This is a genomic window from Limnofasciculus baicalensis BBK-W-15, assembly GCF_024178385.1.
Taxonomy (GTDB): Bacteria; Cyanobacteriota; Cyanobacteriia; order Cyanobacteriales; family Coleofasciculaceae; genus Limnofasciculus; species Limnofasciculus baicalensis.
Genome location: NZ_JAMZMM010000075.1, coordinates 1 through 20250, shown reverse-complemented (window position 1 = coordinate 20250; position 20250 = coordinate 1). Strand labels below are relative to the sequence as shown.

Sequence of the window (20250 nt, the reverse complement as noted above, 5' to 3'; positions counted from 1 at the left end):
CCCCACACCCTCTAGGCTGACAACTTCGCTACGACTCTCGCCAGCTTACTGCCAAGCTGTTGAATCGCAGCCTGTTGTTTGGAATCTTTCAATCTCCCCTCATCGTCAAATGCCTCAAACGCATTGGGAATTGCCTTTTGATCCGGTAACACCAGTACATTAATATTGCTGAGAATTGCCCGGATATGGACTAACCCGCGCAAACCTCCTAGCCCTCCCGGTGAAGTACTCATCAGTACCGCTACCTTATCGCTAAAACAAGCAAGAGATACTTCTCCAGGAGATGGACGAGATGCCCAATCAATGGCATTTTTGAGAATGGCTGTAATTGAACTGTTGTACTCTGGTGAGGCAATCAGAAAGCCTTGATGGGCGATTAATAAATCTTTCCACTTCCGGACATTGACAGGTAACCCCTCTTGTGATTCCAAGTCTTCGTCAAACAGGGGCATCGGCAAATCGCGCAAATCTATGTAGGTAACTTCGGCACCTGCTGCTCTCGCTCCTTCAGCAGCAATTTTTACTAGTTTTTTATGGTAAGAGCCTTCGCGGGTACTTCCAGCAAAGGCAAGGATTTTGGGTTGGTTTGGCATAGTTAACTTTTGGCGAACAACTTTCACTCTATTGTTATTGTTGTAGCGTGTTTCCCAACTTCAAGTAACTCCGAGTGCGCAGAGCGCACTCGCAGCTTGCATATCGCGTTTTCTTCCACTTCAGCGTTTGACCAAATTAATCGCAAAATCACGCCCCATTCCCCTAACCAGCGCCAGATGAATCCAAAGCATCCCTAGAGGTTCAAGTAACCTAGAGGAACAAACTGGTTAACAGGTGTTTCAACTTTAGGTCAAAGCTTGATTATTGATGGTTGTAAACTTCGCTCAATGAACCAAGGTTATTGTCGTCTTGTTGCCAAACATAAGCAAGGAAAACCAGAGTTTTATTGGGATAGCAACTTAGACATAATTCAGCACCATTGCCGATAAGTGGAGCGTTATGCTAATTTATGCTCTTTCAAAACAAGAAACTATACCTTACAGCGAACTCCATCGCATGATTGGGGGAATATCGCAAAAGATGCTGACTCAGACAGGAGCGTTAAATCAGAGGTTGCCATCCTTTATTCAAACCATATATGACTTCAGGAGGGTAGAGTATAACTTTTTGATGTTCTGGAAAATTTCCCTCACAAAGGCACACCGCCACTTGTCCTAGGGTTTCACTAAATAGAATCTGCTTAAATAAAAGGTTATCTGTCAAGGAGATAATATGAGCCGCAGTAGCAAACTCCCCTTCTAAGCCAAAGCCGACATTGAGTTGAAGATGGTGAACTTCATGAATACAGCGAAAAATCATATTGACTTCTGGTCCTAGAAGTTCTGAGTTATTGAACTGATTGCAAATTTTTAATATCCCTTGGTTGAAATCAGCGTGGATATCTTCTAAGCAGAGTTGGTCACCTCTTAAGTAAGGCACGTAGTCCACATACTGACAATTAATACCTTGCAGTTCTACTTGGGCAAGGTCAAGAATAAATTGACGAAACTGAGCCACGACTGAAGCGGCCAATTCACAATTTGTAGTCGAGATATAATGCCGAGAAATATCTTGAAGATTCATGGTATTTTTCTATACTAAATGCTACCAGATGATCCAAAATTGATTGTGAATGTCTGTCCTTCAAGAGACATGTCCTGAATTTAACCTTCACACCAAGTTCTACAAGGCTGCCAGATTAATTTTCGGAAATGTCTAACGTCCTAAGCGGAGAGTTTTGTGTAGATTCTGTGAAGAACCTTAAATTTTCGTTTTCCCAAGCTACCGAAAGTTAGTCTCTCTTAATTGTGCTATTCTTTAGCAGTAAAAGACTTCGCTAAAATTACTTAATTTTCTATTTAAAGTTATTAATTATTGGTTGCAAACCTACGTCAGTAGATTTACTGATTACGAAGAAATATTGGTGGAAAATACTGAAAAATATCTAAAGAGGGAGAATATTAACTAATTTGTATAGCAACTGCCAGGGCGGTTAAGTCATTGATCGGAGTCGAAATAAACTGACAAAGTGACCAAAAATGCACTAAGCGCCTTGGCGACTGCTATATCAGCAAAATAACCTAAAACTTACTCCTTAAATGATTTGCGACACTGCAAATCTACAGAACCCCGGTTTCTTCAAGAAACCGGGGTTCTCTCACCACACGAATCACTTAGGCTCGCTATAGTGGGATACTGACTGTGTTACGCTCGCTACATTTCTGCCTGAGCCAATCTAAAATGAGCAGATTGACAACATCGGGCTTCTCATCATGAGGACAGTGTCCTGCATTAGGAATCCCAAAAAACTCCACATCTCCACCCATTTCCCGGTGTTGTTGGTATATTCTCGCCCCTGTAACTGGTGTCCAAGGATCGTCTTCTCCCCAAATCACTTGGAGGGGACACTTGACTTTCGGTAAAAGTTCTTTGGGAGAAGGACCAGGAGGTGCGGTAACCACTGAGGCAAATACCTGTTGCGCACCGCGATCGCAGGATGGTTGGTAGAGTAAGTCTACCAGTTCTTCTGTAATTGCTTCTGGGTCGCGATAGACTTGATGAAGAGTACGGCGGATGCGAGATTTGTCGCGGATGCGATCGAAGAGGAATTTACCAATAATTTTAGAACTAATGAGTGTGGTAAACCCTTTCATCACTAATCGCAATGGTAACTTTAGCTCAGTAGGACGATGATTCATGCCACCAGCACTATTAATTAAGATCGCACCTGCGGCAATATCTGGGTAATCTGCCACCATCATCAAACTCAGGAGCGCACCGATAGAGTTACCGACAAATACAGTGGGTTCCCCGATATTAACCTCCCAGAAATCCCTTAACATTTCTTGCCACAAATCCATACTGTAATCCAGTGGGGGTTTCGCGGAACCACCGAATCCTAGCAAATCGATGGCAAAGACTCGATAACCCCCATCAGCGAGGATCGGGATATTTTTGCGCCAATGTCCAATAGATGCCCCAAACCCATGGACTAGCAATAGGGGTTTACCCGTACCTGCCACGGCGTATTGAATAGTATGACCTTGCCAAGTCCAAAGGTGTTTGTCAAAAGTGCTTGGTGATGTTAGTTGTTCTGTAGTCACGCGCTTTGTAAAGATTTATTAACTATTCTATCTTAATCCGGGTGGCATCTCAAAGAGCAACTTTCAGTCGGATGAAGTAGGCAAGAGAAACCCGGTTTCGCCAAAGTTACCGGGTTTCTAAACTATTACCCATTTAATTTTACAGGGCGATCCAAAAAGCCAATGAGACAACCGCCTGTTAAACACGCGAGAGAACGTCCCTCATTTCCCGTGTTTAACCTTCTTCAAATCCTCAATACTGAGAACCTGGATAGAAGACCAATCAACTTTTTTTAGGGTATAACCTAACATTGATTTTATTTCGGCGTGAGTATTTTTCTGCCGTTTCTTGAATCCCTGAATCCGTTGATCTATATTCAAATCATTCAGGTAAATCCGTCCTGTGCGCTTCATCAAATTCTTGTTTCTTAGCTATGCCATTATTCCGTTTCCTCTCAAGTCTTAATCACCGCTTGGGTTTTCTTCCTCCCTCTACGTTGCCCGTAGAGCCTTGCCGCAAATGAAGTGAGGATTGCCAGCAAATCTGCCATGAGGTTGTTGGTGCAATTTTCAGCTTGGCTCTGCTATACCTAAAAGTATAGTAAAGAAAATCAAAGTTTCGGAGAATTAGTTACAATGCTCGATCGGGAGATTGCCAAAGTATGTGTCGGATAGCTATGCCATCACTAGTAGTAGCGGTAATGGTAACGGGTTTATGGACTGGAACAACTTCTATAAGTAGGGCGAATGAGTTGGGTGTAGGGAGTACGAAAGAGAGGCTAGAGGTAAAGGGCTTGATGCTACAGCCAGAAGAAAACCTCTCGCAGGGAGCCTCTCACGTCATGAAAGGGGAGCCTATCGCCCAACTATTTTATCCTCCTGTTAGTGACGATCCCACATTCAGAGTTGTGGGCAGAGGTAAAGCGAGTCAACCCGCAGACAAAGCCACCCTGCTATTTAAGTTCACTCCTGACTATCCAGATGAGATGCCAGAAGGTACACTGTCAGATTTTGAGACGACAGATGAACCCTTAAACAAGAAAAACTTGCAGCCGATTGTGGATGCACTGGTGAAGATTGGCGTAACTGCCGATGAGATTGAGGTGAAAATTATCAAACCCAGCACTAGTGCCTTGCCATTTCCCTTCCCCTCTACTTCAAGTGAGGGAGGTGGGGAAGTGGTGGTGACTCTTTCTCAACCAAACCGCGATCGCTTAGAGGAGATTGTAACTGCTGCAACTAAGGCTGCTGATAAGCAAAAAGACATTTTACTGGAGAATGTGAAAGTCCAGTACTCGGTAAATGACTGTCAAGCTTTAGAGCGAGCTGCTTACCAGTCTGCGGTGGAGGATGGACAAAACCGAGCCAACAGCATTGCCGCAGCTTTAGGAACTGAAGTCAAAAGAGTTCCGTCTGTCGCAGAGCCATTCTATGGGATTTTCTTACCTGGGTGCAACTCAAAGGGAAGCCTGCCCTTTGCCAGTAAAGAGGCATCTGCCTACGATCCCAACGCGCCTGTGGCAGTTGAGATATCAAAGGATATTTTTTTCACCTATAGGGTTCGTTGATAGGAGTTGTCAGTGGTTAGTTGTTCGTTGTCAGTGGTTAGTTGTTATTGGAATAACCAATAACAACTCACCACTGACACTCCGGAAATCCTTTAAATTTAGCCCGTATTTTTCTCTGACCAGAGTGGTAATCTATGCCACAAAAAGATTAAACTAATTCCTAGGAAAATATTAAGAGTTTCCATTGACAGGGTGTGACACTAGCGTTGTTGCCAACATTCCGTAGGTTGGATCTCCCTTGGGGAGTAGTTTTGACGACCATCAGGATAACATCAGGTTGAGTCAGGTTGAGCAGTTGTGCCGCTTTATCAATTGAGACGACTCTTGGGATTGATGAAGTTGAGCGCTCTTGGCCTGAAACGATAGATATTCAATCATTTTATCCTGAACTGAGTAAACCTCCCCGATCCAACCTCGAACCGACGGAATGTGGGTTTTAGCCAACCAAAGCTCGAAGATAAAGAGTCTGTTACCCATGTCAGAAGAACTGCATTTATTGCAAACCCTAACCCAAGCGATTGGGATCGCGTCTGATTTGCCATCAGCGCTTGGTGTCGTGTTGGATCGGATTTGTGAATTAACGATCTGGGATTATGGGGAAGCTTGGCTTCCTCGTCCCGATAATACTGGTTTGGTATTGAGTTGGTCTACCTGTGGTAATACCCCAAGTCTGGAAAAGTTCAGACTCTCAAGGAAAATCCTAAGTTTTCCCCCGAATATGAGATTAGCAGGAAGGGTATGGACTTCACAACAGCCAGAGTGGATTGAAGATATTTCGACTGAATTCGATGAGGTTTTGTTAGACGATCGACTGATGGAATTTCCCGAATTTAAAGCTGGGTTAGCTGTGCCAATTCTTCTAGACAATCGGGTACTAGCAGTCCTAGTCTTTTTTATGACTAAATCTTGTCCTTACGATCAACAATGGAGCAAGCGAGTGACTGCGATTACCACCCAATTAGGATTAGCGATCGGACGGAAACAGTTGGAAGAACAACTCCGTCAAGAACGAGATTTCAGTCAAGCTGTAATTGAAACTAGTTCTGCTTTTTTTGTGAAAATTGATGGGAAAGGCAAAACCATCATGATGAATCAAGGCTTACTCAAAGCCCTGGGCTATACCTTAGATGAGGTTTTAGGTAAGGATTTTATATTCACATTTATTGCCGAACCAGATCGCGAACCCTTATGCAACAAGTTTAAGCAACTGGGAAAGATAGAGCAGCCGCCATTAAACGAAAACTGGATATTAACAAAAACAGGAGAAAAACGGCTGGTGGAATGGCGGGGGAAATCGATTTTCAAACCTACTGGTATCCTTGATTTTTTCTTTGCCGTAGGAATTGACATCACCAATCGTAGGTTAGTCGATCGGGAGACGAAGAGACTGGCTTCCTTTCCACTACTGGCTCCCCATCCAATTGTCGAAACCGATTTAGAGGGTAGAGTTAGCTATCTTAATCCACAGGCGATGGAATCGTTACCTGAATTGATGGACGGGAATGTCGAGCATCCATTTCTAGAGGGAATACTATCGATCAAGACACTCGTACAAATGCAAGGTTCCCTGCGGCGAGAGGTAAAAATTGATGAAGTCTATTACGAACAAGTTTTGCACTACGTGCCAGAAATTGATTCCATTCGGATCTATGCTTTCGATATTAGCGATCGAAAACGAGCCGAGGAACAATTAATTCACGATGCCTTTTACGATCGGCTTACTGGGTTGCCTAATCGGGCTTTATTCATGGATCGACTGAAGGAGGCGGTGCGACGTTCTCAACAGTATAACAATGATAACTCAGTCGGTCAGCCCTATCGGTTTGCCGTACTATTTCTCAACATCAATCGATTCAAATTAATTAATGAAAGCCTGGGTAATCAATTTGGCGATCAGCTTCTCCAAGAATTTGCCTGTACGCTTCGCACCTCCTTACGAACGGATACTATAGCACGTCTGGGAGCGGACGAGTTTGCCATTCTCCTAGAAGGAATTCATCATGTTAATGATGCCACCAATGTTGCCTGTGAGATCGGACAAACGCTAGTTTCACCGTTTTATCTTAACGAGCAAGAAGCATTTATTAGTGTTAGTATTGGCATTGATATGAACACAATCCGTCAAGATACTGATAGCGAATTCTCTAATGCCCCGCAAGCGGAAGAATTATTGCGTAATGCAAATTTGGCAATGTATCACGCTAAAGCCAACAGTAGACTTTACGAAGTGTTCGATTTGGCAATGGACCCCCACGCGATCGAGAAATTGCAGCTTGAGACGGATTTACGGCTAGCAATTGATCGAGAAGAGTTGCAAGTTTATTATCAACCAATTGTATCTCTCTTAACTCGCAAAATTCAGGGTTTTGAAGCTTTACTTCGCTGGAAACACCCAAAACGGGGTTGGATATCTCCATCAGAATTTATTCCCATAGCAGAAGAAACGGGACTGATTACCTCCATCGGTAGATGGACGCTGCGAGAATCATGTCGCCAACTTAGTATCTGGCAGAAGAAATTTCCGTCTTTCCCACCCCTGACAATGAATGTTAATCTTTCTTGCAAGCAATTCATGGAACCGAATTTACTGCAACATATAGACCAAATTCTAGAGGAGACTGCAGTGGCTGTGGGGAGTTTGAAGCTAGAAATTACAGAAAGTGTGGTGATCGATCCCAAATTGGTTAAGGGTTTGATCCAAGAGTTAAAAGCGCGACAGATTCATCTCTGTATTGATGATTTTGGGACGGGTTATTCTTCACTGAGTCGCCTCCACGACTTTCCCATCAGTACTCTCAAAATTGACGGTTCTTTTGTGAAAAACCTCGGTGCATTGGGTGAAAACTCAGAAATCATTCAGCTAATTGTGACTCTCGCCCACACATTAAAAATGGATGTGGTTGCGGAGGGGATTGAGTTGCTAGAACAGGTTTCTCCTCTCATTGCTATGAAGTGCCAATACGGACAAGGATATCTTTTTTCGAGGCCTCTGGATAGTGAAGCGGCTGGTAACTTCTTGAGTAATCAATGGTTGGAAATAGGGAGTAGGGAGTAGGGAGTAGGGAGTAGGGAATTAAGAATCCATTCCCCATTCCCTATTTATCATTTCCTATTTGCCTTTCTCAGTAACTCTTTGATTAATCAAAGCTACTAACCGTAATAAAATATAGCGAATCATCTTTTTACTCAAATATGGGGTCAAAGATTTTAATCCTTCTCGGCGGACTTTTCTTATATAAAAGATTATCGATCTGATTGTGTCGTAAAAGTGTCTGCCAAAATATTCTTTCTGAATTCCACCTGGATCGAGTCTTATATTATGAGGGTTGTAATTACTTAGATTTAAGGGATTGAGTCTAGTTAGCCCATCTTCTTCTGCCAACTGTTCATAAGTAATTCCTCCTTCCCTAGATTGGGGATTAGTATCGGGATAAATCCATTCCCATACCGCCCAATCTTGACTAGCAAATAAAAATTCTGGTATATTTTTTGTCGCCTGGCGATATTTTAATCTAATACCGATGGGAATTTCTGCCCAAGGTCCGTGCTGCCAGACAAATTCTGGATCAAAAAATGCCTTAAATGCTAAGTCTTTACCATTATTAATTTTGACACGGGCTACTCTACCAATCATGCCAGAACCAGCGATTTCTACTTTAATAGTCATAGTATTTTTTAAGATAATTAGGTTTGGTTTATCTAGTCTTTTTCTAATTAGCAATACTTTATTCAGTTTTCGACCTATTTTGAGCCATATCTTTTTGAGGGAGAATATTGTTTCTGTCCCTTCTTTAACTTCACAGATTACATATCTAGCTAAATAGTCTAAAAATTTTCGTAATTCATTTGTGCCAATTCCATGTTTTAAGTCTAGTAAGGTTTGATTTGGCCTATAGAAATATAACCGTTTACAACCAGATTTTTGGCTAAATTGTTGGCAGAGAGAATGAAATTTATCGGGAGAGAGAAGTTGTTGCTGGGCTTGCTGGATAATTGGCGCTAAGGGGGATACTTTTAGGTGATGGTTATCGGTCATGATTTCTCATGTGGTATTGTTGTACTGGGGAGGTGGGTGGGGAACAGGCGGGACACCTGTTCTACGGGGGGAAATAAAGAGGAAGATGAGAGAGATATAATAAAGATATTTTATTGCCTTATTGATTAGATTCAAACTTCTAATCTCTAACCCCCAGCCTCTTCACTAAAATTGGTAATAGTGAAAGTAATGTTAGAAAACCTAGTGCTAGAAAAAATGGTAAGCTGTCGCCTCCTTGCCATGCTGCGTCGCCCGTTACTCCTAACCAGGTATAAGCGATTGTTCCTGGAATGATGCCAAAAAATGTGCCAATTGTATAGTGGTAACCTTCAATTGGTGTCAGACCAAAGAGAAAATTTACTATATTAAAAGGAGATATGGGGGCGAAGCGGACTGCTAATACAAAAGGTAAGGGTTTATCTATTACCGCTTGATTGAAGCTTACCAGGGCTTTGTGATGCCCAAACCGACGTTTAGCCCAATCCCGCAGGAGGTAACGCGCTACCCAAAATGCGCCAATCGCGCCTAGGGTTGCGCCGACGACAGACCAAAGTGTACCCCAGATTAAACCAAAAACTGCACCACCTGCAACAGTAAAAATTGTAGCGGGAATGCCGAGTACGGTGGCAATGGTATAAATTATGACAAATAAATATACTGCGGCATTTCCCCGTTGTTGTAATGTATTAATGAGTAAAGAGCGATCGAATATTCCTTTTAGAGGAGTCAACAGACAGAGGAGGAGGGAGACTCCAATTGCCATCGCTAGCCAGAAACGGGGATTTTTTAGCAATCGGGTTAGCATAGTTAGTTTTCCTTCATATTTCTATGGTTTTGTAGAATAGGAATCTTGCCTGTTATCCTGGGCAGGGATCTTTCTTGTTAACCGACGCAGGCAAGATGGCTGCGCTACGAATAATTTACATTAAATTTAGGCCAAATAATCTGAGTTTATCCTGAGAGAAGGCTTGATTATAGCTGATATTGAATTCGTGGGCATCGGGATAATATTTTTTTTAACGCAGAGGGTAACGCAGAGGTACGCAGAGGTTTGTTAGGCAAAATGTCACGTAATTCATATCTAAATTATCTGATAATTATTTTGATGATATATTTAACCTCTGTCTCCATTAATATAAGCAGCGGTTAAGGTTTCCCGAGGTGCGGTAAAAATTTGCTCTACATCACCATATTCAATTAAACTTCCCACTCCATTTTGCAGCCAAAATAAAGCGACATTATCGGCGATACGTCGGGCTTGGGCTAGGTTGTGGGTAACAATTACTAAGGTGTAGTTTCCTCGGAGATTAGAAATTAAATCTTCCACGACACCACTGGAAATTGGATCGAGGGCGCTACAGGGTTCATCTAATAGTAATACTTCGGGTTGTAAGACTAAAGCGCGGGCAATACAGAGGCGTTGTTGCTGTCCGCCGGAGAGGGATAGTGCAGAGGTATTGAGACGATCTTTTACTTCATCCCACAATCCGACATTTTGCAGAGTTGTTTCAATCATTATATCAATTTCTTGCCTATTTTTAATCCCATGTTCCCGGAGAGGAAAGGCGAGATTTTTCCAAATTGAGAAGGGAAAAGGATTTGGTTTTTGGAAGATTGTCCCAACGCGACGACGGAGTGCGGTTGGGTTGGTTTTGGGATCTAAGACATCGATATCACCAATGCGAATATATCCAGAGATGCGGGTGCGGGGTATTAAATCTGTGAGGCGGTTGAGGCAACTTAAGAAGCTGGTTTTGCCGCAGCCAGATGGTCCGATTAATGCGGTGATCGTATGGGTAAAAATAGGTAAAGTTATATCTGTAAATGCTGGTTTTCTTTTGTAGTATAAGCTGAGTTGTTCTGTTTGAATTAATGGGGTTGTCACTTGTTGTTGGTTGTTGGTTGTTGGTTGTTGGTTGTTTGTTGTTTGTTGTTTGTTGTTTGTTATTACTCCCTATTCCTCAAAGAGGGCGAGTCGATAAGGGCGATTGGTAATGCTGATATACTGTCGTAGCGACTCGCCCCTACACTTTGATACGACATCCGTTGTTTCACTCCCTACTCCCTACTCCCTACTCCCTATTCCCTACTCCCTATTCCCTATCAAAGCGGCGGTAGCATTAATAATTAACAGTAATATTAATAGTACTAAAGCCGAGGCGTAGGCGTTAGTATCTCCGCCGGAAACATTCATAGATAAATCAAAAATGTGAATGGAAAGCGCACGCCCGGAATCGAGTATAGAGGTGGGCATTCTATCTACATAACCGCTGGTAAAAAGGAGGGCGGCTGTTTCTGCCATTGCCCTGCCTATTCCTAATACTAATCCGACTAAAATTCCCGGTGTTGCGGCTGGTAATAGTATTTGCCAAATTGTGGTGGTGCGGGAGTAGGCGAGTGCAGCGGCTGCGAGTTTATATTCGCGGGGGACAGCGCGAAATCCTTCTTCAGTTTCACGAATCAGGATGGGTAATACCATACAGGCAATAGTCAATCCGCCGGATAAAATTGAGAATCCTAGTCCCAGTGTTTGGCAGAAAAAGACATTGCCAAATAGTCCGAATACAATTGATGGTACTGCTGCTAATATATCTAAACTGCGACGAATTATTCGCCCAAATTTACTTTCATTATCGGTGAATTCAGAGAGGAATAAAGCTGTGCCTACACCAATGGGAACAGTAACCACTATACATACAGCTAATATTAGTACTGTGGAAACTATAATTGAGCTAATGCCCCCCTCTCGTCCCGCATTTTTAGGTTCAGTGGTAAGGAATTCCCAGGAAATTTGTCCTGCACCATGCCAGATAATATCGCTCAAAATCCAAAAGAAGATGGCGGTGATGAAAATTGCGATCGCCCAGATTATGATAGTAGATATTGGCGGGATGATGGGAGAGGAGGGTGAGGGGGTGTGGGGATGGTTTTTAGTCATAAATTTTATCTTGGCTAATTATTTCGGCGGCGGCTATCAATACTATAATTATTGCCATTAACATTAAGCCGCTGACAAAAAGGGCGGCGCGGTGATTGCCAGTGGCATAAGCCATTTCTAGAGCAATATTTGCAGTAATAGTGCGGATTGGTTCAAAGATATTTTTGGGGGTTTGGACAACATTGCCACACACCATTAAAACTGCCATGGTTTCCCCAATTGCCCGTCCAACTCCTAAAATTAAACCTGTAAAAAGTCCAGATTTCGCAGCAGGAAAGATAACTCCTCTTACTGTTCCCCAACGAGAAATTCCTAGGGCGGCTGCACCTCGGAGATATTCTGGCGAAACTTTAGCAAAACTGGCAGCGGCAGTGAGGGCAATTGTGGGTAAAATCATTAATGTCAGGATGGCAATTCCTGCTAGTAAACTGCTTCCCGGCGGCTGAATCCTGCCAATTAAAGGAACCAGTACTACTAAACCCCAAAAACCGTAAACTACTGAGGGAATTCCAGCTAATAATTCAATCAATCGGCGATAAATTTCCGCGATAATTGGTGGCGCATAATATTGATAAAAAACAGCGGAACCAATTCCCAGTGGTGTGGCAAGAATTACCGAACCCACCGTTACCAATAAACTGCCCCAAATCATGGGAATTAGGTTATATAAGCCTTCAGTTGGATACCATGAGGAATCGCTAAAGAAGCGGATTAATCCCACTGCTTGAAGGAGTGGAAGACTCTCCCGTAGTAAAAACAGTGTAATCAAAATTGCGATCGCACCCGCAACTAAAGCGAAGCCTCGTAATATCCAAATCAGGATAGCATCACTTTGAGAGGGGGACAAAATTTTGTTCTTTAACAATGTCTTGTACCTCTGTAGATTGAGCGAAATCAATAAATTCTTTAGCCAACCCTTCCGGTTGAGTTTTCGTTACCAAATTTAGGGAACGAGAAATAGGAAAAGTGCCATTTTTTACGTCCTCTGTAGTAGCAGATATCCCACTCACAGGTAGTAACTTAATTGGAGTGCCACGAGTAATACCATATTCCGCTGTACCAATTGAAACATAAGCAATAGCATTAAGATTACCCACCACTGTCTTAATATCTTGCTCATTATCTCCCACTATCACTTGAGCCTTTATATCACTATTTTTCAGTTTAAAGTAATGAGTAAATAATTCTAAAGTCGAACGTCCTTCCGCTTTACTCACAACAGTAATAGTACCATCCTTTCCCCCCACATTCTTCCAATTAGTAACCTTCCCTGTATAGATACTCGTAACTTGTGCGTCAGATAAAGACTGGATAGGATTATCTTTATGAACAATAATACCAACTCCATCATTCGCGATCGCAAAAGATTGTAAATCCTTTTCCTCATCCTTAAGGGCGCGAGAAACCATGCCAATATCAGCCAACCCTTGACGGGCATCAGTAACGCCGCGAGAAGATCCCCCACTTTGCACATCCACCCGTACTCCCGGATGTTGAGATTCAAAACGCTTCCCAATTTCCGCAGCTAAAGGCGCTACAGTACTAGAACCCGTTAAAACTAATTTCCCAGCTTTACTAGACTCATTAACTGGAGATTTACCACAAGATTCCAGCAAAAAACAAGCCGCCAACCCAATCGAAATCAATGCAATAAATTGTTTCATAATCAATCCTTAATTCAACTTAAAACTCCATCTAACCCTCTGCGTACCTCTGTGGAAACCTCTGCGTACCTCTGCGTTAAAAAAAGATTGAATTAAAGCCAATAACTCCTAACCTTTTATCATAGTTTTTTAACGCAAAGGTTCGCAAAGGGCTTCGCAAAGGTACGCAAAGAATACAATGGGAATTGTCGGTGTGTTTTAGGAGTTTAATCAAAACACAGGAGACAACATCCCAAATCGATTACTCTGTCATCATTAACTTCCCGAATCGGAGGTATGAAATGATAAAGTACTGACTTCCCATCTCGCGTCGCCTCGACAAAACCTTCATCCCGTAGAATTTTCAGATGGTGCGATAGCAAACTTTGTTCTATTTCCAAAACAGCATTTAATTCGCCAACATGTTTTGGTCCTTCCATTAGGTTTTGTAGCACCGCCAAACGAGTAGTATCTGCTAAAACTTTCAGCTTACGGACACAAAAAGATTGAGTAGATACAGTTTTATGCTTCATAATTCACCACCAATATGAATTGAACTTTCATTGATATAAAAATTTTTTCATATCTTACCTAAAAAAATAACCTCAAACCAAAGCACCACCACAACTGGAACCACAACCCGCTGTACAACCGTAGCAATAAGAAGCGCTGCGAATCTCGTCAATTAAGTCTAAGTTTCCAGTTTCCAAAAGGTTAGTTACTGTTAATTTTTCCCCAGTGCGAGATTGGGCTGGTAAATTTTCCATTTGGTTAAAGTCGCAATCATAGACATTTCCCAGATAGTCAATGGATAGTTCATTTAAACACATCAAATGTTCTACTGTGCCCGGATTAAAGTTAGTCTCCAAAAACTTCAGATAAGGAGAGTATAGCTTAGTCCGTTGCAAGTGTAACTTGCTTCGACCAACTGGGAGATTGGTAATGGTAAACAACTGGTTGAATTCAATATCAAAATGTTCTCTCAAGAATATTTTGTAATCCTCTTCTAACTTAGCTTGATTGGGAGTTAGGGAAAAACTTTCAGTTAGCGGTAGTTGAGGATTATAGACAAAATCGAGAATTAAATTGGGGTTTATTCCGTAACCCAATTGATTCAACCATTGAATTGCCCGAATTGAATCGTTATAAACACCTTTCCCTCGCATTTTATCCACATTATCTTCTAAATAACAGGGTAGTGATGCGACAACTCTTAACTGGTGCTGGGCAAAATATTCTGGTAACTCCTCAAATCCAGACTCAAAATAAATGGTTAAGTTTGAGCGGACAATAACTGCTTTTCTCGTTAAACGTGCGGCTTCCACTAAGGGTTTAAAGCCATAGTTCATTTCTGGTGCGCCGCCAGTTAAGTCAACTATTTTAATTTGGGGGAATTTATGAATTAGTTCGATTAATTGGTCGCAAATTTCTGGGGTTAATTCTTCTGTACGTTTGGGACTAGCTTCTACATGACAATGGTTACAAGCGAGATTGCAGCGTTTACCCAGATTTATTTGTAATACTGTAATTTGGTTTTTGCTTAAGGGATGGTTTAGTTTTTGACTAAATGGAGTGATAGTATCTCTGGCAATTTGTTGCACCATGGGTTTTTCTTGTGAAAGTAGATTGGATGTTGTGAGGGTTTACCGTTGGGGTAAGGATGGTAGTTATCAGGCTCCGTACTTATGTTGTTTTATCATTTTTACTGGGGATTTAGCAAGTTAAACATCCTTTGATGAGTTTTTCCTGAGAATAGGCTTGATGGGGACTGAAGGTTTTGCCTGCGAGGGATCTCATAATTTGCACTATTGTCTATAGAGTAAGAAAACCCGCCGTAGAATTAATTCTACTGCTAATAGCTCAAGTCCATTAAAATGGACTAAAATTCTCACTCAGTCGGTTTCAACCGACTTTAGCTATTAGACAGTGGTTTTAACTACTGTCGGGTTATGGCGATTGCTAGAAGTTATGAGATGAGATCGATGATAGAATTTCCTATGATGTAGGTTGGATTAATGGAAGGAAACCCAACTCTGACGATAGCACGAGCCATCAATAGAAATATAGATAGATATGATTTATGACTAGATTTTTATATTCCATATTTTTATCTATAATTTTATTACAGATAGAGGCTGATAAATCATTTGAGAGATTGGATCAATTTTTGGACTCTTTGTTTAATTTCATCTCGCACGCGCTGAAAGGTTTCAATAGGTTGCCCATCGGGATCGTCAAGTTGCCAATCTTCAAATATTTCTCGCAATACCCAAGCATTCGGTAAATTCACCCCACAGCCACAGAGGGAAATGACAGCATCATAGTCTTCTGGATTAAAATCGCTTAATGAGTTAGACGTTTGTTTACTAATATTAATCCCAATTTCTGACATTACTTGAATAGCTGTAGGATGAACCTTAGATCCTTCTAACCCCGAACTAGTAACACTAATTTTCCCATCTCCCAAAGTGCGGGCAAATCCTTCTGCCATTTGGGAACGACAGGAGTTTTTTTTGCAAACAAACATAACTTTTTTCATTTGGTTGTTGGTTGTTGGTTGTTGGTTGTTATTTTTTTGCTTCTGACTTAGACTATTATTTGTTAATTTTACGACGGAAGTAACGATAAATTACAGGACTAATTAAATAGATCGACAAAACGACATCTAATATGTTTTCAAAAAAACTAAACTCCCTACCATAATAGCGAGGGTCCCAATAACTAACGGGACTATTAAAACGAATTGTCCACTCCAATGGAAAAAATAATAATGGTCCATCATTAGCATGGGTAAAAATATCTACGAAACTGTGAAAAATACAGGCAATCAGAAACCAAAAGCACCAGCGATAGGGGGAATTGAGATGGTTGCGGTAGCGCCATACTAAAGTCAATCCTAGCAGGAGCAAGATAGGAGAGTGGAAAACATTGTGGGAAGCAATCCAAAAGGGATTATGAAAATATAACTCATCAAACAAATAGTTAAATGCTTTGTTTAAACTCCATCCTTTTATCCAATGGTAGTAAATCATACCACAGAGAGATAAAAACCAAAGTGGCATATCGGGGGTGACGGAACCAATCAAAAATGCACTCTTGACAATGGGAACTTTGGGTAAGCTTTTCTCTATCGCTGCTGTCATCAGGAAATGGGAAGGGGTGTTCATTCTTTTAATTAATATCGCGAAATCCATTAGAAAGTTGGCGATAGATTATGACAGCTAATTGCGCACCTAAAATTGGTCCAACCCAATAAACCCAGTGATCCTGCCAAATTCCTGCCACTAAAGCCGGACTAAACGATCTTGCTGGATTCATACTTGCTCCCGTAATTGGTCCCATAAAAGCGGCTTCTAGAGCTACCGTCAAGCCAATTGCTAAACCAGCAAAACCAATATGTGCGCGGCGATCTAGACCAGATCCCAGAATAACAAACATTAAGATAAAAGTCAAAATTATTTCCAGTATTAATGATTGAAACCAATTGCCATTAAGTGGAATAGTCGCACCCATTTTTGCCACTGATCCTAAAGCAATTAAAAGTAAAGTTGAAGCGGCGATCGCACCGACTAATTGAGCCATAATATAAGCTAGCACATTGCGCTTCGGGAAAAAGCCACTTGCCCAAAAAGCTAGGGTTACAGCCGGATTAAAATGTGCGCCACTCAAATGTCCCATCCCGTAAATTAAAGCAGTAACAATTGCACCAAAAACAAAGCTAATACCCAGATGAGTGATAGCCCCATCACTGATTTCATTGACCACGATCGCGCCAGTCCCGGTAAACACTAAAATAAAAGTACCAATTCCTTCTACTAATGCTTCTCGCCAACAGTGAGACATCGATTTAAAAATATCCACTCGATTCATGCAATCAGCCCTTACAAAATCTTTGATTATATCAATTATCTAGGAATTGGCACTTGATTTAACTTTTCGCTTGCCCAGTCCCTCTTAGTAACTAATGGAGACTATCCACCTTAATAGGTGAATTCATCCCCTATAAAAGTTTAGCTTAGGCACAACAAGGTGATTTCACAACAACTGATGCTGAGTCATAATTCAGTCCAGTTAGCACGTTTTGTTCTGGTGCGGTATCTGCTACTTTTACCACAAATACTTCCCAACTGTTCCCATCAGGATCGGTTACCCAAACTTTGTCTTGCATTGCATAGCAGCAGTCGGTATCTTTTTCCTCAAATAGTGCCAATCCTGCCTCTTTAAAGCGATGAATTGCTGCCTGTACATCCATTGAACTATCAACTTGCACTCCTAAATGAGATAAAGCACCACCTCGCTCTACATTTTCTGCTAGATTAAGTGTCAGGTTGAGGGGTGGATTAACTAGATCGAATTTGGCATAGTCAACCTTATGTTTTACGGGAGTAATCCCAAACATCGTCTGATAAAATGCGACAGACTTTTCGATGTTGGTAACCTTCAAAGCAACGTGAGTTTTCAAAATAGCCATGGTTCTTCTCCTAGTATTTCTGCAAATATCGAAATAATGAGTAAAAAAAACGAACACCATCTTTTAGCAACAGCGCTGAATTTCCTCAATAGCAATAACCGGATTGCGAGTACAGCACTCAGCAAAAAGGAATGCCAGCAAGTGTTTGAGAACCTCAGCCCGGACGCTATACCAAATCCATTGCTTATCTTTCTCCACATCTAATACTCCCACATTTCGCAGTTTGTCGAGGTGATGGGAGAGGGTAGAGGCGGGAATCCCCAATTCTTGCTGAATTTCGCCAGCAGGAAGTCCTTTGGGATGTGCCGCCAGCAGCAAGCGCACGATTTGCAGCCGGGAAACCTGTCCAAGGGCGGCGAAGATTTCCGCCATCTCCTCTACTGATAAGCCATCTGGATTGGTGTTCGTTTTTTTCATGTTTCTAGTATTATCGAAATACATTCAAATGTCAAGGGGTGATTGGGGAGGATTGGGGGTGCGGGAGGGGTCAAACTAGTTAGGGCAACTGGTGCAAGGGTGCGTTAGCAAAGCGTAACGCACCCTACAGACAGAGGCTTTGCTAATAACAAATAACAAATAACTAATAACTAATAACAAACAACTAACAACCAACAACCAATAATTAACAACCAATAACTAACAACACCCCCCACCCGTATAATGCCAAGTTGAATCAGTAATTAAAATATCTTCTGGTTTAGATAATGCCAGATTTACCGCAGTTTTATCACAAACTGCTGCTGGTACTCCACGCTGGAGAACATGTCCTGCCCCATCATCAAAAATGCCTTCTTTCCCCATATAAATCGCCGTCTTTCCAGTAAAAATACAAACCCCATCATTGGGAATTGGGACTTTAAAAGATACAGAATCTAGACTTTCTAATAACAGTGCTTCTTCTAACCCGTAAGTCTGACAATCTAATAATCGATAAGGACGACGTGCCCGAATTTCTATCTGACCAAAACCAACATTAACCAGATGCTGAGTATATTCTTCATAAGTAAGAGCGCCTGATAGACACATAGCCCTTAATCGTTCATCTTGCTGTAAATGTAGAGGAATTGGACGAGTAGCAATGGGGTCGCTCATAATCAAGCGTCCGCCTACTTTTAAAACTCGGTAGGCTTCTTTTAATGCCTTAGTTAGATCTTCAGGCTCAAAAATATTAAATAAGCAATTCTGTGCCACTACATCCACCGAAGAATCTGGTACAGGTAAGTTAAAAGCATCGCCATCTCGAATATCGACAAAACTGCGATCGAACCAGAGATTTTCTTCAGCAGCAATTTCCAAATTCCGAGTCGCAGCTTTCCGCATTTCGCTAACGGGATCTACAGCAATTACTCCACCTGAATTGCGAGAGAAATAGGCGAATTGTAAAGCTTCCAAACCACCGCCAACACCTACATATAATACAGTCGGCTGGTTAATTAGTTCCGCCGGATGGACAGTAGTACCACAACCGTAATTCATCTCCTGCATTTGGGTAGGAATTTTCAATTCTGGTAATTGCATGGAACTACTTTGGACGCAACACAAACCCACCTCCGGGGTTTGGGCAACTTCACTGTAGAATTGGGCGGTTGTTTCAAGATAACTCATTGGCATCCTTTTTGCGATCGCACTTTTAATGATTCTCTTCGGATTCGATTCTATTATAGAATGGCTGACACCGAATCAGAATGTAGCTTTTCTTCAGAATTAAAGAGTACCGAGATTAATTTGTCCTGAGAATTTCCTGAAAGACTAGGAAATGTTTTCAAACTATCCGAACCTGAGTTCGGAGTTCGGAGTCTATCTGTAGGGTGCGTTAGCACAGTGTAGCGCACCAGGAAAATTATTAGTAGTATTACTGCGTAAGTCCTACTAATTGGTGAATATGCTCCTTTGCTAAGAAAAGATTGCCTCTTATTCGCCTCCGTCTCCTTCTCATATTGCCATTTCTTAAGACAAAGGTTATTATAAATAAAATAAGTAAGACCCTGAATATATGTCTAATAGACTCACAGAAGTAATTGGCTCTGATGGCGAAAAAATCTACATCCAATACGATGAAGAAGATAGTGATGAACTTCAAGCCGTTGGCTATATTGATGATATTCAAGAAAGAACGGATAAACTGAGCAAGGCTATGGTGAGTACGGTACGAGGCTATTCAAAAATGGTACTCGATAGCGTCAAACAGGGTTTGACGGATAGCCTTGCACCGAGTAAAGTTACATTGGAATTTGGCATACAAGCAGGGGGTGAAACGGGGATACCTTTTGTGACGAAGGGGGCAGCACAAGCTAATCTTAAGGTTACGATTGAGTGGGATTTGAGTAAACGGCAAAATCCCCCATCTCCTTGAAATAAATAGTAATAAATAAAGGGCGAATGGAATTCGCATCTACACAAACAAAGTGGGAGCATCCCGATTTGGAAGAAATGCAGGTTGTATTCTTGCTCCCCCCTTTCACAAGGGGGGCTGGGGGG

The 20250-nt window shown here is 41.8% G+C and carries 22 protein-coding genes and 1 pseudogene; 5 read left to right on the top strand and 18 right to left on the bottom strand.

Annotation, left to right across the window (positions count from 1 at the left end; genetic code table 11):
* Nucleotides 1-11 precede the first annotated feature (11 nt).
* Nucleotides 12-593 carry an NADPH-dependent FMN reductase gene (locus NJ959_RS09980; RefSeq protein ID WP_254011606.1) on the bottom strand — a complete coding sequence of 194 codons (582 nt, stop codon included), beginning with the start codon at nt 591-593 and terminating at the stop codon, nt 12-14.
* Between the two features lie 216 nt (nt 594-809).
* On the opposite strand from NJ959_RS09980, the pseudogene NJ959_RS09975 reads away from it, so the two are divergent.
* Together NJ959_RS09975 and NJ959_RS30420 are read left to right on the top strand one after the other, a co-directional pair.
* Nucleotides 810-968 (top strand): annotated as a pseudogene (locus NJ959_RS09975) (RNA-guided endonuclease TnpB family protein); the annotation flags it as partial.
* Between the two features lie 4 nt (nt 969-972).
* Nucleotides 973-1212 carry a winged helix-turn-helix transcriptional regulator gene (locus tag NJ959_RS30420; protein ID WP_309242591.1) on the top strand — a complete coding sequence of 80 codons (240 nt, stop codon included), beginning with the start codon at nt 973-975 and terminating at the stop codon, nt 1210-1212.
* On the opposite strand, the gene NJ959_RS09970 is transcribed toward NJ959_RS30420, so the two are convergent.
* The 3 genes from NJ959_RS09970 to NJ959_RS09960 form a co-directional block, all read right to left on the bottom strand.
* The gene (locus NJ959_RS09970; RefSeq protein ID WP_254011605.1) at nt 1096-1617 is read right to left on the bottom strand and encodes a hypothetical protein; all 522 of its coding nucleotides are present in this window, start codon (nt 1615-1617) and stop codon (nt 1096-1098) included. The genes NJ959_RS30420 and NJ959_RS09970 overlap by 117 nt on opposite strands.
* Nucleotides 1618-2216: 599 nt before the next feature.
* A complete protein-coding gene (locus NJ959_RS09965) occupies nt 2217-3137 on the bottom strand; it encodes an alpha/beta fold hydrolase (protein ID WP_254011604.1) in 921 nt (306 codons plus the stop codon).
* A gap of 201 nt (nt 3138-3338) precedes the next feature.
* On the bottom strand, nt 3339-3530 hold the full coding sequence (locus tag NJ959_RS09960; protein WP_254011603.1) for a hypothetical protein: 192 nt from the start codon (nt 3528-3530) through the stop codon (nt 3339-3341).
* 263 nt (nt 3531-3793) lie between these two features.
* On the opposite strand from NJ959_RS09960, the gene NJ959_RS09955 reads away from it, so the two are divergent.
* Together NJ959_RS09955 and NJ959_RS09950 are read left to right on the top strand one after the other, a co-directional pair.
* Nucleotides 3794-4684, top strand: a complete 891-nt coding sequence (locus NJ959_RS09955; protein WP_254011602.1) for an SIMPL domain-containing protein — start codon at nt 3794-3796, stop codon at nt 4682-4684.
* A gap of 475 nt (nt 4685-5159) precedes the next feature.
* On the top strand, nt 5160-7739 hold the full coding sequence (locus NJ959_RS09950) for an EAL domain-containing protein (RefSeq protein WP_254011601.1): 2580 nt from the start codon (nt 5160-5162) through the stop codon (nt 7737-7739).
* Between the two features lie 54 nt (nt 7740-7793).
* Here the strand turns inward: NJ959_RS09950 and NJ959_RS09945 are convergent, their stop codons facing one another.
* From NJ959_RS09945 to arsM, 14 genes are all read right to left on the bottom strand, one after another.
* Nucleotides 7794-8720 carry a hypothetical protein gene (locus NJ959_RS09945; RefSeq protein ID WP_254011600.1) on the bottom strand — a complete coding sequence of 309 codons (927 nt, stop codon included), beginning with the start codon at nt 8718-8720 and terminating at the stop codon, nt 7794-7796.
* A 139-nt stretch (nt 8721-8859) separates the two neighbouring features.
* A complete protein-coding gene (locus tag NJ959_RS09940) occupies nt 8860-9525 on the bottom strand; it encodes a TVP38/TMEM64 family protein (RefSeq protein WP_254011599.1) in 666 nt (221 codons plus the stop codon).
* Between the two features lie 309 nt (nt 9526-9834).
* Nucleotides 9835-10605, bottom strand: a complete 771-nt coding sequence (locus NJ959_RS09935; protein ID WP_254011598.1) for a phosphate ABC transporter ATP-binding protein — start codon at nt 10603-10605, stop codon at nt 9835-9837.
* Between the two features lie 201 nt (nt 10606-10806).
* Nucleotides 10807-11658, bottom strand: a complete 852-nt coding sequence (pstA, locus tag NJ959_RS09930; protein ID WP_254011597.1) for a phosphate ABC transporter permease PstA — start codon at nt 11656-11658, stop codon at nt 10807-10809.
* Nucleotides 11651-12505 carry a phosphate ABC transporter permease subunit PstC gene (gene pstC / locus NJ959_RS09925; protein ID WP_254011596.1) on the bottom strand — a complete coding sequence of 285 codons (855 nt, stop codon included), beginning with the start codon at nt 12503-12505 and terminating at the stop codon, nt 11651-11653. Before pstC ends, pstA begins: the two co-directional genes overlap by 8 nt.
* Entirely contained in the window at nt 12486-13322 is an 837-nt protein-coding gene (locus NJ959_RS09920) for a phosphate ABC transporter substrate-binding protein (RefSeq protein WP_254011595.1), read from the bottom strand. The genes pstC and NJ959_RS09920 overlap by 20 nt, the downstream gene beginning before the upstream one ends.
* Before the next feature lie 206 nt (nt 13323-13528).
* On the bottom strand, nt 13529-13834 hold the full coding sequence (locus NJ959_RS09915) for an ArsR/SmtB family transcription factor (protein ID WP_254011594.1): 306 nt from the start codon (nt 13832-13834) through the stop codon (nt 13529-13531).
* A 72-nt stretch (nt 13835-13906) separates the two neighbouring features.
* The gene (arsS, locus tag NJ959_RS09910; protein ID WP_254011593.1) at nt 13907-14905 is read right to left on the bottom strand and encodes an arsenosugar biosynthesis radical SAM (seleno)protein ArsS; all 999 of its coding nucleotides are present in this window, start codon (nt 14903-14905) and stop codon (nt 13907-13909) included.
* 539 nt (nt 14906-15444) lie between these two features.
* Nucleotides 15445-15840, bottom strand: a complete 396-nt coding sequence (gene arsC, locus NJ959_RS09905) for an arsenate reductase, glutathione/glutaredoxin type (protein WP_254011592.1) — start codon at nt 15838-15840, stop codon at nt 15445-15447.
* Nucleotides 15841-15895: 55 nt separating this feature from the next.
* Complete coding sequence (locus NJ959_RS09900; RefSeq protein WP_254011591.1) at nt 15896-16468, bottom strand: metal-dependent hydrolase; 573 nt, start codon at nt 16466-16468, stop codon at nt 15896-15898.
* 4 nt (nt 16469-16472) lie between these two features.
* Nucleotides 16473-17171 (bottom strand): MIP/aquaporin family protein, encoded by a 699-nt coding sequence (locus tag NJ959_RS09895; RefSeq protein ID WP_254011590.1) that lies wholly within the window; start codon nt 17169-17171, stop codon nt 16473-16475.
* Between the two features lie 145 nt (nt 17172-17316).
* Nucleotides 17317-17772: an ArsI/CadI family heavy metal resistance metalloenzyme gene (locus tag NJ959_RS09890; protein ID WP_254011589.1), complete on the bottom strand. Its 456-nt coding sequence runs from the start codon at nt 17770-17772 to the stop codon at nt 17317-17319.
* 63 nt (nt 17773-17835) lie between these two features.
* Nucleotides 17836-18189 (bottom strand): ArsR/SmtB family transcription factor, encoded by a 354-nt coding sequence (locus tag NJ959_RS09885; RefSeq protein WP_254011588.1) that lies wholly within the window; start codon nt 18187-18189, stop codon nt 17836-17838.
* A gap of 219 nt (nt 18190-18408) precedes the next feature.
* Nucleotides 18409-19377: an arsenosugar biosynthesis arsenite methyltransferase ArsM gene (gene arsM / locus NJ959_RS09880; RefSeq protein WP_254011587.1), complete on the bottom strand. Its 969-nt coding sequence runs from the start codon at nt 19375-19377 to the stop codon at nt 18409-18411.
* A 388-nt stretch (nt 19378-19765) separates the two neighbouring features.
* Between arsM and NJ959_RS09875 the strand changes: the two genes are divergently transcribed.
* The gene (locus NJ959_RS09875) at nt 19766-20125 is read left to right on the top strand and encodes a CU044_2847 family protein (RefSeq protein WP_254011586.1); all 360 of its coding nucleotides are present in this window, start codon (nt 19766-19768) and stop codon (nt 20123-20125) included.
* The last annotated feature ends 125 nt before the right edge of the window (nt 20126-20250 follow it).